The sequence below is a fragment of the Brevibacterium moorei genome (assembly GCF_024580735.1).
Taxonomy (GTDB): domain Bacteria; phylum Actinomycetota; class Actinomycetes; order Actinomycetales; family Brevibacteriaceae; genus Brevibacterium; species Brevibacterium moorei.
In genome coordinates this window covers 37,582-53,020 of record NZ_JANIJX010000020.1, presented here as the reverse complement: position 1 = coordinate 53,020, position 15,439 = coordinate 37,582, and the positions used below count along the sequence as shown (strand labels likewise).

At 67.5% G+C, this 15,439-nt stretch carries 11 protein-coding genes and 2 tRNA genes; 9 read left to right on the top strand and 4 right to left on the bottom strand.

All coding sequences use genetic code 11. The features are described from left to right. The first annotated feature begins 233 nt into the window (after nucleotides 1-233). From NQ034_RS12645 to NQ034_RS12630, 4 genes are all read left to right on the top strand, one after another. A tRNA-Arg gene (locus NQ034_RS12645) sits at nucleotides 234-306 on the top strand. 98 nt (nucleotides 307-404) lie between these two features. Next, a complete protein-coding gene (locus NQ034_RS12640; RefSeq protein ID WP_373456755.1) occupies nucleotides 405-1,727 on the top strand; it encodes an Nramp family divalent metal transporter in 1,323 nt (440 codons plus the stop codon). A 93-nt stretch (nucleotides 1,728-1,820) separates the two neighbouring features. Beyond that, nucleotides 1,821-1,893, top strand: a tRNA-Arg gene (locus NQ034_RS12635). 147 nt (nucleotides 1,894-2,040) lie between these two features. Continuing rightward, nucleotides 2,041-4,047, top strand: coding sequence for an acetoacetate--CoA ligase (locus NQ034_RS12630; RefSeq protein ID WP_257049247.1), 2,007 nt, complete (start codon nucleotides 2,041-2,043; stop codon nucleotides 4,045-4,047). A gap of 122 nt (nucleotides 4,048-4,169) precedes the next feature. Here NQ034_RS12630 and NQ034_RS12625 read toward each other — a convergent pair whose 3' ends face one another. Further along, nucleotides 4,170-6,551, bottom strand: a complete 2,382-nt coding sequence (locus NQ034_RS12625; protein WP_257049246.1) for a hypothetical protein — start codon at nucleotides 6,549-6,551, stop codon at nucleotides 4,170-4,172. A 288-nt stretch (nucleotides 6,552-6,839) separates the two neighbouring features. Here NQ034_RS12625 and NQ034_RS12620 point away from each other — a divergent pair, with 288 nt between their 5' ends. The 3 genes from NQ034_RS12620 to NQ034_RS12610 all read left to right on the top strand — a co-directional run bounded on the left by NQ034_RS12620 (nucleotide 6,840) and on the right by NQ034_RS12610 (nucleotide 11,311). Further along, a complete protein-coding gene (locus NQ034_RS12620) occupies nucleotides 6,840-8,309 on the top strand; it encodes a malate:quinone oxidoreductase (RefSeq protein ID WP_257049245.1) in 1,470 nt (489 codons plus the stop codon). Between the two features lie 162 nt (nucleotides 8,310-8,471). Further along, nucleotides 8,472-10,100: a PrsW family intramembrane metalloprotease gene (locus NQ034_RS12615; RefSeq protein ID WP_257049244.1), complete on the top strand. Its 1,629-nt coding sequence runs from the start codon at nucleotides 8,472-8,474 to the stop codon at nucleotides 10,098-10,100. Then, nucleotides 10,097-11,311: a MarP family serine protease gene (locus NQ034_RS12610; RefSeq protein ID WP_257049243.1), complete on the top strand. Its 1,215-nt coding sequence runs from the start codon at nucleotides 10,097-10,099 to the stop codon at nucleotides 11,309-11,311. Before NQ034_RS12615 ends, NQ034_RS12610 begins: the two co-directional genes overlap by 4 nt. Nucleotides 11,312-11,353: 42 nt before the next feature. Here the strand turns inward: NQ034_RS12610 and NQ034_RS12605 are convergent, their stop codons facing one another. From NQ034_RS12605 to upp, 3 genes are all read right to left on the bottom strand, one after another. Beyond that, nucleotides 11,354-12,277: an endonuclease/exonuclease/phosphatase family protein gene (locus NQ034_RS12605; protein ID WP_257049242.1), complete on the bottom strand. Its 924-nt coding sequence runs from the start codon at nucleotides 12,275-12,277 to the stop codon at nucleotides 11,354-11,356. A gap of 131 nt (nucleotides 12,278-12,408) precedes the next feature. After that, nucleotides 12,409-13,212 (bottom strand): winged helix-turn-helix domain-containing protein, encoded by an 804-nt coding sequence (locus NQ034_RS12600; RefSeq protein ID WP_257049241.1) that lies wholly within the window; start codon nucleotides 13,210-13,212, stop codon nucleotides 12,409-12,411. Nucleotides 13,213-13,541: 329 nt separating this feature from the next. Continuing rightward, on the bottom strand, nucleotides 13,542-14,177 hold the full coding sequence (upp, locus tag NQ034_RS12595; RefSeq protein WP_257049240.1) for a uracil phosphoribosyltransferase: 636 nt from the start codon (nucleotides 14,175-14,177) through the stop codon (nucleotides 13,542-13,544). Nucleotides 14,178-14,250: 73 nt separating this feature from the next. On the opposite strand from upp, the gene NQ034_RS12590 reads away from it, so the two are divergent. Further along, the gene (locus tag NQ034_RS12590; protein WP_257049239.1) at nucleotides 14,251-14,811 is read left to right on the top strand and encodes a tRNA adenosine deaminase-associated protein; all 561 of its coding nucleotides are present in this window, start codon (nucleotides 14,251-14,253) and stop codon (nucleotides 14,809-14,811) included. A gap of 35 nt (nucleotides 14,812-14,846) precedes the next feature. After that, nucleotides 14,847-15,287: a nucleoside deaminase gene (locus NQ034_RS12585; protein WP_257049263.1), complete on the top strand. Its 441-nt coding sequence runs from the start codon at nucleotides 14,847-14,849 to the stop codon at nucleotides 15,285-15,287. Nucleotides 15,288-15,439 lie beyond the last annotated feature (152 nt).

Sequence of the window (15,439 nt, the reverse complement as noted above, 5' to 3'; positions counted from 1 at the left end):
CGAAACCACCGGTTTTCCCTGTGCATTGACTCACAAGGGATGCAAAGAAGACGTCTTGTTGCAAATAGATGGGCGGATTTTTGTGCATGAAAGACGTATTTTTGATTTACGAGCCCTATGGGTTGCGGGGCGGGCGGTGTGCTTATGTGACGGCCTGTGTGACTCAGTCCATGTTCGCAGGACTGGCGGTACCCGCGGCGCCTGTGTATAGTTGAGTCCTGTCGTTAGGACATGCGCCATTAGCTCAACGGATAGAGCATCTGACTACGGATCAGAAGGTTGAGGGTTCGAATCCCCCATGGCGCACCGAAGGAAGGCCCGGAACTCTAGGTTTCGGGTCTTTTGCATGTGTGGGCATGCCGAGTCTTTCTGAAAAGATTGGTTGTCCGATAAACTTTTGAAGTGTGACTGAGAACACTCCAGACCCCCTGTCAGGGGAGACGACTGCGCATGACACAGCCGCCGCTGTGTCCTCGTCTTCCGAAGAACGACCCAAATGGAAACTGATCGGCCCCGGCCTGGTCGTCGCCGCCACCGGAATCGGTGCAGGCGACCTGGTCGCCACCCTGGTGGCCGGCTCGAAATTCGGCTACGCGCTCCTCTGGGCAGCGATCGCCGGCTGCATTATCAAGATCTTCCTCGTCGAAGGCGCCGGGCGGTGGACCCTGGCGACCGGCCACTCGATCTTCGAGGGGTGGCGGCGGCTGGGCCGTTGGACCTCCATCTACTTCGGTCCCTACATCGTCGTGTGGGGCTTCGTCTACGGTGCCACGGCGATGTCGGCCTCCGCCCTGCCGATCGCCACGGCCTTCCCGATCTGGGGCAACAACTACGACATCGTCCTCTACGGCGCGGTGTCCGGGCTCATCGGCGCGGCGTTGGTCTGGTCGGGGAGGTATCAGGCCTTCGAGAAGCTCGTGGCGGCCCTGGTGGGCCTCATGTTCGTCACCGTCGTGGGCCTGGCCGTCTACACGCTGCCCAACATCCCGGAGCTGGTCAAGGGCTTGGTTCCGCTGATTCCCGAGGGTGGGGTCATCTACACGCTGAGCATCGCCGGCGGCGTGGGCGGCACCATCACACTGGCGGCCTACGGCTACTGGCTCAAGGAGAAGGGCTGGTCCTCGCCGAAGTGGATGCGCGTGATGCGGATCGACAATTCGATGGCCTACGTCATCTCCGGTATTTTCGTGGTCGCCATGCTGGTGATCGGGGCGGAGCTGCTCTACACGGCCGGTATCGCCATCAAGTCCGGCGACCAGGGCCTGCTGGACCTGGCGAATGTGCTGGAGGATCGCCATGGTGCATTCCTGGCCAATGTCTTCCTGGTGGGCTTCTGGGCCTCCTCCTTCTCCTCCGTGCTGGGCGTGTGGAACGGCGTTTCACTCATGTTCGCCGATTTCTGGGGTCGGACCCGCAAGCTGCCGGAGGGCCACAAGGACCGTGGCCTGGGTGGCAAGTACTACAAGGTCTACATCCTGTGGCTGACCTTCCCGCCCATGCTGTTGCTGTTCATCGGCAAGCCGGTGGGCATCATCATCACCTACGGCGTGCTGGGCGCGTTCTTCATGCCGTTCCTGGCGATCACGCTGCTGTTCCTACTCAATGGCAAGCACACGCCAAAGGAGTGGCGCAACAAGTGGTACATCAACATCATCCTGGTCATCATCGCGGGTCTGTTCCTGGTCCTGGGCGTCAATGAGCTGATCGGCGCCATCACGGGAGGATGACGCCCACGTGAGGAGCGTCTCGGGGGATTCCGCCCGACGGCCTTTGCCGCTGGTGTGTCCGGAGTGTATAGTGGTGTCTTGTCGTCAAGACATGCGCCATTAGCTCAACGGATAGAGCATCTGACTACGGATCAGAAGGTTGAGGGTTCGAATCCCCCATGGCGCACTTTTCGTGCCATTGCACCACACGGGCCCCGGAGTTACGACTCCGGGGCCTGAGTGTTCTCCGGCTCCGGTGAGCCCGGTCACCCCTTCTGCATAGAATCGGGTACGGAACCGCGAAGCGAGCCCTACAAGGAAGTAGAGAGAACACATGGCAGATCGGACGAAACTCTGGACCCCGTCGCAGGAGAGGATCGGGCACAGCGAGATGCTGGCCTATCAGCGCTGGCTGGCCGACACCCGGGACGTGCACACCGCAGAGCAGGACTATCCGCAGTTGTGGAACTGGTCGGTGACGCACCTGCCGGAGTTCTGGGAGTCGATCTGGGAGTACTTCGACGTCCTGGGCGAGCGCGGCACCGGTCCCGTCATGTCAGGGGACACGATGCCGGGGGTGGCCTGGTTCCCGGGCGCGCGCATCAACTACGCGGAGAACATGCTGCGGCACGCGGCGGCCCGGCCCGATGCCGAGGCCCTGGTGGGGGTGCACGAGGACGCCCGCCGCGATTCCCTGAGCTGGAGCACCCTGAGCGGCAGAGTGGGCGCCTTGGCCCACTGGCTGCGTTCGGTGGGAGTGCGGCAGGGGGACACCGTCTGTGCTGTCCTGCCGAATATCCCCGATGCGGTGGTCGGATTGTTGGCAAGTACTGCGGTGGGTGCCGTGTGGTCGGTCGTTGGTGCCGACTTCGCGGCTCCCGGGGTTGCCGATCGGTTCGCCCAGATCGAGCCGAAGGTCTTGTTGACGGTCGACGGTTACCGGTTCAACGGCAAACTGCTGGACCGGCGTGCGGGCGTGGCCGAGCTGCTGGAACTGCTGCCCACCGTGGAACACCATGTGTTGGTCGATCAGCATCCGGACGAGCTGCCATGGGGCGAGGCCGCGGTGCCGGGCACAGAGGTGCCCAGCGTCCGGCTCTCGGACGTGGCCCGCGAGCCCCGTGTTCCCGAGTTCACCCGGGTGGAGTTCTCCCATCCCCTGTGGGTGCTGTACTCCTCGGGCACCACGGGCAAGCCCAAGGGGATCGTGCAGGGCCACGGCGGGATCGTGCTGGAGGGGCTGAAGAGCACTGCCCTGCAGACTGAGGGCCGGGCGGGCGACCGTGCGTATTCCGCAGTGGCCACAACCTGGATGGTGTGGAACAGCCTGGTGAACAACCTGCTGGTGGGTGGGACGGTCATCACCTATGACGGTTCGCCCGCGTACGAGGCCGCCGACAAACAGTTCCAGATCGTCGCGGCCGAGCGGGTGGCCCGTTTCGGTACGGGGGCCGCGATCCTGCAGATGATGGAGAAGTCCGGGCTGTCGCCTGCCGACCGCTACGATCTGTCGCATCTGGAGACCATCATGTCCACCGGTTCGACCCTGCCGGATTCCACCTGGCAATGGGCCGAGGACCACGTCGGAGCCGATATCCACATCGGATCCGACTCCGGCGGCACCGACGTCTGCACGGCCTTCATCGGCTCGAATCCCTATGACCCGATCTATCTGGGCGAATTGCAGGGGGCCTGGCTGGGCGTGGCCGCGGACTCCTTCGATGCGCAGGGCCGGCCGGTGGTCGACGAGGTGGGCGAGCTGGTCATCACGGAGCCGATGCCGTCCATGCCCGTGAAGTTCTGGAACGATCCGGACGGATCGAAGTACCGGGGTGCCTACTTCGAACAGTATCCCGGGGTGTGGCGCCACGGGGACTGGGTGACGAAGCTGCCGGGCGGGCAGTTCATCGTCCACGGCCGTTCCGATTCGACGATCAACCGGGGTGGCATCCGGATGGGCTCGGCGGATATCACCCAGGTCGTCGACCGTGTGCCGGGTGTGCTCACCTCGATGGTGATCGGTGCCGAGCTGGAAGCAGGGGACTATTACATGCCGCTGTTCGTCGTCCCCTCACCGGGCACAGTGGTCGATGATGCGCTGCGCGATGAGATCGTGCGTGCGATCCGCTCCGAGGTATCCCCGCGCTATGTCCCCGATGAGATCATCGAGGCCCCCGCCGTGCCGACCACGCGGACGGGCAAATTGCTGGAGATCCCCATCAAGCGGATCCTGCAGGGAGCCCCCGTGGAGTCCATCAACCGGTCGAGTGCAGCCGATTCCGCGGTGCTGGACTGGTATGTGGACTTCGCGAGGTCACGCAGGGCCCAGTCCGCGGACTGACGGGAGCCCTGCCACAGGCGGGCTCGGCCGTCGGTCGGAGATCCCACCACGTCGCGGGCGGCCCCGGCCCCACGTGGGGCCGGGGCCGCTGTCCGGCCTGGCCGGGTGCGCGCGGGCCGGACTCAGGCGCTCCGCCTCCTGCTCAGGTATAGGAACAGGATGCCCGTGCCCACCAGGGCCAGAGCGGTGCCGGCGGTGATGGCCGTCGTCGCCCCCGTCCGCGGCAGTGCCTGCTCCCGTGGTGCCGCTTGTTCCGGTTGCTCCGGCGCGGGTTGCTCTGGCGGGACCTGCACATCGCCTCCGGGTCCGGCCTCGTCGGCCGGCGGGGGCGGAGGGCTCGTCGGGGCCACCGGACCCGTCGGGGGAACGCCGGGTCCGGCCGGCTGTGAGGACACAGGTGGGCTACTCGGCACAGCCGGAGGTGTTGTGCTCGGCGGTGCCGAGCTGGGCGGAACCTCCGAGGGAGTGCTCGGTGGAGCAGCCGGTGTCGTGGGCGGGGCACTACTGGGCGGGACCACGGGAGGCGTGGTGCCAGGCGGCGCTGTCGTCACGATCGGCGGTGGGGGTGTACGGTGCACCGTCTCGGCCGGGATCCCGTAGTCGCTGTGCCAGGCATCCCAGCCCTCGCCCGCGGCCAACTCCACCACCCAGCTGGCCCAGCCGGGCTCGATCGCCACCGGCGCCGTCCGCGTACTGCCCGCGCCCGACTTGTCGACCCGCAACGTCACCTGCTGCTGCGCGACGCGCTTCCCCACCGGCTGCGCCGCCTGGCGGGGCTCGGCCTGCGAATGATAGAGGCTCGCCGTCAGCTGCAGAGTGCTGCCGGGCCGGGCATCCCGAACACGGATCGTGTCCGCCGTCGAACCGACCGGCACCGGCGCGGTCTGCGATGGACGCGCAGTGGCCGGCAGAGTCCCAGCGGTGGGCACGGCGACGGTGTCTCGCTTGGCCCACTTCTCTTGCGTCCCTCCGAAGGCGACGGCTTGGGGGATCTTCTGCCCGCCCAGGACCGCGGTGGTCTCGATGTGGGGGCGCCAGGGCACCAGTGCGGTTTCCCGGGCGATCCCATGGTCGGAGTTCCAGGCGATATGGTCTGGACCCGCCGCGATGGACTCCGTCCAGTAGACCCAGCCGCGGATCCCGGCCGGCAGGGTCAGCGTGGGCGAGGTGTGGGCCCCGTCGGCCACCGCCGCCGAGGTCACACTGCCCAGGCTCTTCGCCCCGGCCGGAGCGTCCTTGGTGCGCTTGGGCTTGGACTCCGAGTGCCACAGGGTGTGGACGACATCGGCGCGCAAGCCCTGTCCCAGTCCCGTGACGGTGAAGCGGTCGAACACCCGGGCGCCCGGCTCCAGGCGCTGCGCGTTGATCGTCGTCGTCACCGTGGGCCTGGTGGGGCCGTGCACGTTCAGGCCGGCCCGCGCGCTGAGGCTCATGGGGAGCCCGCGTGTGACGATGTTCTGCACCCGCTTGGATCCGCTGCCCTTCGGCTTGTACTGCAGCAGTCGATGATTGGGCAGGCCGCTGACGGTGGCGGTCACCGTGGCGCTCGCGGACTGAGCCGCCTTGGGCCTGGGGACCGTCAGCCGGGTGGTCGTGGGGGAGGTGCCGGTGGTCAGCGCTGCGGCTGCGAGTTTCCCAGCGCTGCTCGACAGCCGCACGGTATAGCCGGGCACGGCACGGCCCGATGCTGATTTCAGCACGACGCTCACCGGTGCCACGCGGTCGGCGGTGGGGCCGCCGCTCCCACCGGGGACAGGCGTCGGATCACCCACAGTGACCGTCAGCGTGTAGGGCCCCGCATACTTCTTGGCCTCGGCGCGCAGTGCGGCGTACTGCTTCGCGGTCCCGGCGAAGCGCTTGCCCAGTTTGCCGGGGGCCGCCACGGGCACCTGGTGGCGGTGGGCGATCTGCGGATCCAGTTTGACGATGGCCGACAGTGCGGCGTGGACATCGGCCTTCTTCGAGTCCGAATAGCGGCTTAGCAGATAGGCGCTGCCGGCGGATTCGATCTCGGAGCCCTTCGCCGCGGTGAAATAGCGGGCGTAGGGGGTGCGCAGGCCCGCATCGATGCAGTAGGCGTTGTAGCCGGTCAGACTCAAATAGGCGCCGTACCAGGTCTTGCCCGTTGGGGTGGAGTGCCAATGCCCCGGCCCCAGCACGGATTTCTCGTTCGTGTCCAGGGCCCGGCCCAGTTCGGCGGAGGCGCCGTTGCCCGCCAGGCCGGCCAATACGTTCTGCCCGCCGGCCGTCGGTATCTCACCGGTGCCGAGGGCTCGCCGGCTGTCTGCGCTGCCGGAACCACCGGTGCCGCGCAGTGTCACGAGCGCGGGCCCGGCCGTGGCCCCGGCACGAGCAGCGGGCGAGGTCGCCGCGGCAGGCGGTGGAGCCTCGGCGGCGCGCAGCAGGGTGTCGGCCGGATGCTGGGCCGTGGCCGGCAGGGCCAGGAGCACGGCCAGCGGCGCGAAGAGGAGTAGTGCGGTCAGGAACAGGATGCGTTTCTTCATGCCCTCATGTCACCGCCACTCCTGGGTGTACGGGAAGGGGTGGGCGCCGGGCTGTGGACGAAGGGAATCCATCCACAGGGTGCGGGTACGCACGCTCGCCGGAGCATCCACAGGGACAAGTGCGCCGGTGAGGGCTCCGTCTCCGGGAAACGCCCCAACGCTGGTGGGCTGCGCGGCGTGTCGTTACCGCCAACTGGCTCCCGCCTCGGTTAGTGGCGGTGCGGACGCAAGGGGTAGAGTGCCATACGGAAGGTACCCGCTTTGCGGCCAGACGACGCGAGGGAATTGATGGTTAACAAGGACACTGCCGACGTAGTGCTCATCGGTGGCGGCATTATGAGCGCCACCCTGGGCGCGATGCTCACCGAACTCCAGCCCGATTGGAATATCCGGGTCTACGAACGACTCAACTACGTTGCCAAGGAGAGCTCGGACCCGTGGAACAACGCGGGCACCGGCCACTCGGCCCTGTGCGAGCTGAACTACTCGCCGGAGAAGGCCAACGGTGACATCGACATCACCAAGGCCGTGAACATCGCCGAACAGTTCCAGGTGTCGCGCCAGTTCTGGTCCTACCTGGTCGACGAGGGCGTCATCACCGACCCCAAGTCCTTCATCAACTCCGTGCCGCACATCTCCTACGGCCGTGGTGAGAAGGGCCGTGACTACATCAAGCGGCGCTACGACACGATGGTCTCCAATCCGCTGTTCAAGACCATGGAGTACTCCGACGACGCCGCCACGCAGGCGCAGTGGCTGCCTTTGATGTTCGAGAAGCGCGGCCCCGGTCAGATCAACGCCGTTTCGAAGGTCGCTGAGGGCACTGACGTGGACTTCGGTTCGCTCTCGCGCCAGCTGCTGACCCACGTGGGCGCCAAGGGTGCCGACATCCGCACGGAACACCAGGTCATCGGCCTGGACCGCGCGGCAGACGGCTGGAAGGTCACGGTCAAGGACCTGACCTCCGGTGACGTCCACACGGTGGCAGCCAAGTTCGTCTTCATCGGCGCCGGCGGCGGGGCCCTGCACCTGCTGCAGAAGTCCGGTATCGCCGAGGGCCGCGGCTACGGCGGCTTCCCCGTCTCCGGTCTGTTCCTGCGCACCTCGAACCCGGAACTGGTGGCCCGCCACCACGCCAAGGTCTACGGCCAGGCCTCCGTGGGCGCCCCGCCCATGTCCGTGCCGCACCTCGACACCCGTGTGATCGACGGCAAGGAATACCTGATGTTCGGCCCGTACGCCGGATTCTCGCCCAAGTTCCTCAAGCGCGGTTCCTTCATGGACCTGCCCAAGTCCATCAAGGGCGGCAACCTGGGCGTCCTGCTCAACGTCGCCAAGGACAACTTCGGTCTGGAGAAGTACCTGGTCACACAGCTGGCCGAAACGAAGAAGGGCCGTTTCGCGGCGCTGGGCGATTTCACCCCCGAGGTCGACCCGAGCGATTGGGAGTTCATCACCGCAGGCCAGCGCGTGCAGGTCATGAAGCCCTCGTCCAAGGGCGGCGAACTGGGCTTCGGCACCGAACTGGTGGCCGCGGCCGACGGCTCGCTGGCCGCTCTGCTGGGCGCCTCGCCCGGTGCTTCGACGGCCACGCCGATCATGTTCAACCTGCTGAAGTCCTGCTTCCCCGCGCAGTTCTCCGGCTGGGAGTCCAAGATCAAGGCGATGGTCCCGTCCTACGGCCTGAAGCTGGCCGACGACGAGAAGCTCTACGACGAGCTGTTCGAGTACACCACCCGGACGCTGCAGCTGGGCTGAGCACCAAGCGGGTCGAGGCCCCGGCCCGGCTGTGTGCAGCCGGGCCGGGCGGCTCGCCGCTCCCGCCGTGTGGCTGGGATGGAACCACAAGGAAGTCGGAATAGGATCGACCTATTCCGACTTTCTTCGTCTAACGGCACAGATCGTGAGCAAAGGAACCGCATGAGTGAACAGCCTCCGAACCGGGTGCCTCCACAGCAGCAGGCACCGTCGCAGCCCGGTTATCCACAGGCGCCGATGCAGCGGAACTACCCGATGCCGCGCTATATCCCACCGGTCACATCGACGATGCGGGCCCAAGCGCCGGTGACGGCCTATCAGGGCGGTCCGGTGCAGGCGGGGTGGACGGCAGGCGCGCGGACCGCGGCTCGGCCGGGCTACGCCGGCCCGGGACGAGGGCCGGGTTATCCCGTCGCCAAGAAGTGGAATCCCAATGACGACGGCGCCCACCTGGCGCGTCTGATCATAGCGATCGTGGCCGTGTGCCTGCTGGGCCTGGGCCTGGCGGTCATCCTGCTCATCGCCTCTTTGAGCTTCCACGGCCTGGGCGTCATCGTGGTCATCCTGTCGTCCCTGCCCCTGCTGTTCATCGTCGGCATGGTGCTGTGGTTCGACCGCTGGAAACCCCAGCCCAAACTGTTGATGGCGGCCTGCATCCTGTGGGGCGCGGTGGCCGCGGTGGTGGGCGTCGTGGTCTTCCAGGCGCTGGGCATCGGGATCGCGAGCCTGTTCGGCCTGGACCTGACGGGCGACACGATGGGCGCAGTGGTGATGGCACCGCTGTTCGAGGAGTCCTTCAAGGGCGTCTTCCTGGTGGTGCTGGTGCTGGCCGGCCGCAAGTACTTCACCGGTCCCTTGGACGGCTGGGTCTACGGCAGCCTGTTGGGCGCCGGCTTCGCCTTCACAGAGAACCTGCTCTATCTGAGTTCCGGCCTGGCGGAGGGCTCGGCCGCGGGACTGGTCGGGACCTTCGTGATGCGCTGTCTGATGTCGCCGCTGCTGCACTCGACCTTCGTCATGTGCGCCGGCGTGTCGATCGGTCTGGCGTCCCGCCGCGGCCAGTGGTGGCTGACGATCGTCGCCTGGCTGCCTGGCATGTTCTGCGGCATGGTGCTGCACGGGTCGTGGAACGCCATGGCGACGCTGACGGGGGAGTGGGACAACGGCTTGGCGGCACTGGCCGTCACCCTGGCGTTCTCCCTGCTCATCTCCTGCCTGTGGTTCGGTACGGGCCTGTTCCTGCGCTCCGGCGAGGCGAAGGCCACCCGGAGGGCATTGGGCGACTATGCGAATGCGGGCTGGCTGACCCACGACGAGGTCTCGATGCTGGGCACCTGGGCCGGACGGCGCGCCGGCCGCCGTTGGGCCAGGCGGTTCCCAGGGGCCATCGCGAACATGAACCGGATGATCTCCCTGTCGGCGGATCTGGCGGCGATCCGGATGCGGCTGCTGGCGCAGGTCGCCGGTGCCAAGGAGGTGCAGGTGGAGCGCTTCGAGCTCGAGGAGTTCACCCGCAACCGTCGTGAGCTCATGCAGCGGGCCGAGGCCGGGCAGCGTCCCGGCGGGCAGTTCACCCAACAGCTCCCCGGCGTCCCGGGACCCGGCGTCCCGGGAACTCCCGGTCGCCCGCAGGCGGGCTATTGGCCGAGCGGGGTCGGCGGGCCGGGCACGGCCTCGGGACCGGGACAGCCGCAGGCACCCGGCTACCGGCCGCAACCCGGTCCCGGGATGAACCCGCCGGCCGGCGGTTACCGGCCCCAGTCCGGCGGGGGCTGGGGCCCGCCGCGATGATGCTCGTCGACTGGGTGCTGGTCCTGATCGCGCTGCTGTGCGCAGCGGTGGGCTACAGCCAGCGCCTGACCATGACCCTGGGCGGTTTACTGGGCTTCATCCTGGGCCTGATCGGCGGCCGCTTTCTGGGCGGCTGGCTGTTCGGCACGGGGCACGGGGAGGGCATCGTCGACCTGTCCGATCTGACCGGGAACACATCAGCCGGATTGCAGTTGGCGGTCCTGGCCGGGGTGCCGATTCTGTGCGGAATCATCGTATCCGCCATCGGCAGCTGGGTCGGGGCGCTGCTGCGCGAGAGCATCACCAGTCGCCTGGGCCGGGGGCTGGACGCCCTGGGCGGAGCGGCGGGCTCTCTGCTGGCCTTCGCCCTGGTCGTCTGGCTGGGAGCGGGTTGGATCCGGGTCTCGCCCCTGGTCGAGGCGAACCGGATGGTGGCCCAGTCGCAGATCGTCGCAACCCTCGACCGACTGGCGCCCTCGACCTCGGCGGTGGCCCTGGGCGAGATCGATTCGGTGTTGGCCCGCAATGGCTTCCCCCAGGTGTTCAGCGGCCAGACGGAGCGGATCCGCGATGTCGGTGTGCCGAACAAGGGCCTGGCGTCGGTGGGACGCCGGGCACAGGACTCGACGGTCAAGATCGTGACCGACCAGACCGTGTGTGGCACCCTGAGCGAGGGCACCGGCTGGGTGTTCAAACGGGGTTATGTCGCCACAAACGCCCATGTGGTCGCGGGTGCCCACCGGCTCAGCGTGCAGACCGGCGGCAAGGGCGCACCCTATGCGGCACGGGTCGTGGCCTTCGATGCGGACACCGACGTGGCCGTCCTCTATGCTCCACAACTGCCGGCGGCGGCGCTGTCCCTGGGCCAGGACCTGCGGTCGCGGGCCGATGCAGTGGTCGTCGGCTACCCGGAGAACGGGCCCTATACGATATCGCCGGCCCGGATCAGGGAGCAGCTCCCCGCCCGGGGCCTGGACATCTACGGTTCGTCCACGGTCACCCGCGATGTCTACTCCCTGCGCGCGGTGGTGCGCCACGGCAATTCGGGCGGACCCCTGCTGGACGCCCGGGGACGGGTCGTGGGCATGGTCTTCGCGAAGTCTGCGACCGACGAGGACACCGGTTACGCACTGACCCTGGGCGAGGTCCGGAAACACCTGGACGCCACGCGGACCACTCCGGTGGACACCGGGAGCTGTGCGGCTGACTGAACGGCTCCGGAAGTCGACCGAGTCGTCCTCCGGCACCGGGTGTTATTCGGACTGGTCGAGGCGCACGACCACAGCTCGGTGATCGCTGGTGCCGCGGTCGAGCACCTCATCGGACTTGACGTCGAAGCCGCGGGTGAGCACATGGTCCAGTCTGACCAGGGGGAACTGGGCGGGCCAGGTGGCGCCGAAGCCCCCACCGGTGGCAGCCCGGGAATCCTGCAACTCCGTGGTCAGGTTCCCCAAGTAGCGGTCGGCCCCGCCGGCATTGAGGTCGCCGAGCATGATGACGCGCCCGGCGGAGTCCTGCCGGACGATCTGCGCGAGCTTCTCCAACGCCGCATTGCGCAGATCCTCCTCGCCGATGCGCACCGAGGGGATGTGGACGGCGTACAGCGCGATATCGCCATTGGGCCCGGCCAGCACGGTGCGGAAGGCGCGCGGCCACTTCAGGCCCAGATCGATCACCTTGGATTCGCCCAGGGGGTATTTCGACCACAGGCCCAAAGAGTCCTCGACCCGGGAATAGGAGTAGGCACCATCGAGTTTCGACTTGATGATCTTGCCGGATTTACTGGCCAGCTCCTGTACCGCCAGCACATCGGGTTTCCGGTCGAGCAGATTCTGCGCGGTGGCGGTGGGCTGGGACAGTTTGGCCCCCACATTCTGGGTCGCCACCGTCAGCTGCCCGTCGGCGGTGCCGAAGGTCGGCCGCAGGTACCCTCCGAACATGGAGCACCAGACCACGGCCGGGATGAGAAAGCCCAGGATGCCCAGGAAGCTGAAGCGGATCAGGCCCATGATGATGAGCAGAACCACCAGGACCACGGTCCAGGGCAGGGCGGACTCGACCACAAGGGCCAGGCCCTTGGTCTCCGGCAGGCGGCTGTGGAAGAACAGCAGTAGAGCCAACAGCACGCCCAGGATGAAGACGATGATTCCGCGGGTGGGGGACTTTCTGCGCGTCATTCCCCCAATGCTAGGTGGCCACCCTGACCGTGCCCCTCAGATTGGGCGCAAGGTGGCAGGGAGGCGCGGATGAGGTGGCGAAGCCGGATCCGGGGAGCCGTGGCCCGTGGTGCCGACGCAGTGCAGCGGGCTCAGTGCAGTGCGGTGGCCGACCAGACCTCGACATCGGGGTGGGCGTCGTAGCGGTAGCCGCCGCCCCGGATGGTGCGCACGACATTGGCGTAGTCGCCCAACCGGCGGCGCAGGCGGCGCACGTGCACGTCCACGGTGCGCTCATCGGGTTCCTGGGCATCGGCCGACCACAGGGCCTGGATCAGGTGGGAGCGGTCCAGGGTTTCGCCCGGGTGGGACACCAGGGTGGCCAACAGGTCGAATTCCTTCGTCGTGACGTTCACCTGGACGTCGTCGATGTGGACCTCGCGGCGGGGGATGTCCACGCGCAGGCCCGCGGTGGTCCGCTGTGCCTCTGTATCCTCGGTGGGGCGCGGCGGGCGGATATGGGCCGGGATGCGCGAGCGCAGCGGTCCGTGGCGCACGGCCGAGCCGCCGGTGGCGGCGGGGGACCCGGTGGCCACGGCGCGCACGGCGTCGAGGTCCCTGCCGGGGCCCTCTGGCGCCAGGGCGATGACGGCCTGGGTTTCGGCCCGTGCGGCGAGTTCGTGCGCATAGGACTGCAGGGCCTCGGCGATGGCGGTGAGGTTGGTGCCGTCCTGCGAGGCCTTCTCCTCGTCCAGGCCGATGTAGAGCACGATGCCGCGGGCGGCCCGCGGGGTGGCCTGGACCCCGGCCGGGGCCAGCGTGCGGGGAGCCGCGGCAGGGTCAACGGCGGTTAGCCTGGCGCCCTGGCGGCGCGTCGCCGCCGCGGAGCGGGGATGGGGGGAGGTAGTACGGGCGGTCAGGTCCGTCGGGGTGGTGCTGCGCTGTGCGAATGGCATGTCGATCCTCGGGTTTCCGGTGCTGCGAGTGGGTGGACGATTCCCGCCGGGCGGGATGATTCGTGTGGTGACTCGTTCGCGATCATGCCGCACTCGGTGCGACGCAGGTGATCAGTGATCGCGAACGCAGAGCATCTGCATGCTCTGCGCGGATGCGCGGGGCCGGCGACAGCTGCCGCGCGGTGCGCATATGTGCATCGGGAGGATTCGGGTCATGACTGTCATTATTCTTCATGCAGGTGTCATATGGAAGAGCCGGGGCCCCAATGTGACGGAATATGACAGCGCGGGTCGTTCGCGCGCCGCGCCCGCTGGGCGTCGCGCGTCGATCACACCACGCCGTAGAGGCGATCGCCGGCATCGCCCAGCCCCGGCACGATGTAGCCGTTCTCGTTGAGCCGTTCGTCCAGGGCAGCGGTGTGGATCGTGATGTTCGCCTGCCCGTCGTACTTCGCCTGGATGGCCTCGACGCCCTCCGGGGCGGACACCAGGCACACGGCGGTGACCTCGTGCACCCCGCGTTCCAACAGGAAGTCGATTGCCATCTCCAGGGTGGCGCCGGTGGCCAGCATCGGGTCGATGATGTAGACCTGCCGGTGCGTCAGGTCCTGCGGCAGGCGCTCGGCGTAGGCGGTGACCTCCAGGGTCTCCTCATCGCGCATCATGCCCAGGAATCCGACCTCGGCGGTGGGCAGGATGCGCAGCATGCCCTCGAGCATCCCCAGTCCCGCGCGCAGGATCGGCACGACGACCGGCCTGGGGGTGGCCAACTGGACGCCGGTGGTCTGTGCCACGGGGGTGGTGATGACCTTGGGCTCGGTGCGCACATTGCGGGTGGCCTCATAGGACAGCAGCGTGACCAGTTCGTCGGTCAGCTGCCGGAAGCGGGCCGAGTCCGTGCGCTCATCGCGCAGGACGGTGAGTTTATGGGCGATGAGCGGGTGATCTGCCACGTGGAGTTCCATAGCAGAAGAATATCGCCTGAAAGGAGGGGTCTGAAAGGTGGTCGGAGCCGCTCGGAGGCTACACAATAGAGGCATGTCCTACTTCACCGCAGTACTGAATGAAAACGGCTCCACCTTCAAGCTGGTCGATATCGACGTCGACGACGCCTCCAGCCTGGACGACCTCATCGACATGATGGTCAACGCAGGCGAAGGGGACGGCGATTCGGTGGCGGTCGTCGAACACGAGGACGAATGGTTCGCCATCGTCCGGCTGTTGCCCAGCGATGAGATCAAGGTGTTCATCTCCGATATCGACGCGGCCGCAGCCAGTCCCTATGCCGAGCTCTTCGTCGACTACCTCGATTCGCCCAAGGACGAACAGTACGAGGAGGAGGATTTCGCAGAGGAGGACTTCGCGGACTCCGACGATTCCGATGATGAACCGGAGGACGACCAGGACGAGGACCTGGAAATGCTCGACTTCGAATCCGACGGCGAGACCGGTGGGGACTCCGATATCTTCGCCGACCGTGGGGTCGACGCTGCCGAGCTCCTGGAACAGGTCGAGAAGTACCAGTCGGACCCGGCGCGCATTGTGGCGCACATCGGCGAGGTCGTGGGCTTCGCGGATTCGCTCGAGGCCGCGCGCTGAGTCCCGTATCCGGTCTGAGTCCGCGGAGGGAGCACCTGGAGTGGATGGGCCGGGCCCTGCGGCTGGCCGAGCACAGCCTGGACTCCGGGGACGTGCCCGTGGGCGCCCTGGTCGTCGACTCCGCCGGCCGGGTGCTGGGCGAGGGGTATAACGAACGCGAGTTGACCGGCGATCCGACCGCCCACGCCGAGGTCCTGGCGCTGCGGCGCGCGGCCTCGGCCCTGGGGCGGTGGCGCTTGGAGGGCGCGACGCTGGTGGTCACGCTCGAACCGTGCCTGATGTGCGCGGGTGCCGCGCTGGCCGCGCGCGTCGACACCATCGTCTACGGGGCCCATGACGACAAGGCGGGCGCCTGCGGTTCCGTCTGGGACCTGCCGCGCGACCGTGCCGCCCTGCACCACCCCGAGGTCTACGCCGGCATCCGCGCCCCCGAGGCCGCGGCCCAGTTGCGCGACTTCTTCGCCTCCCGCCGCTGAGCAGGCGTTTTGGTCCGCTCCTGGGCCCAGACCCAGACCAAAGTGACTGCTCAGTGGAGCGGGTGCTGAGTGGGCGGAGCGCGGTGTGATGAAGCTCGCGTCGATGGAGTGGCTGCTGGTTTGCCCCGGATGGTCGAGTTGCCCTAGAGTAT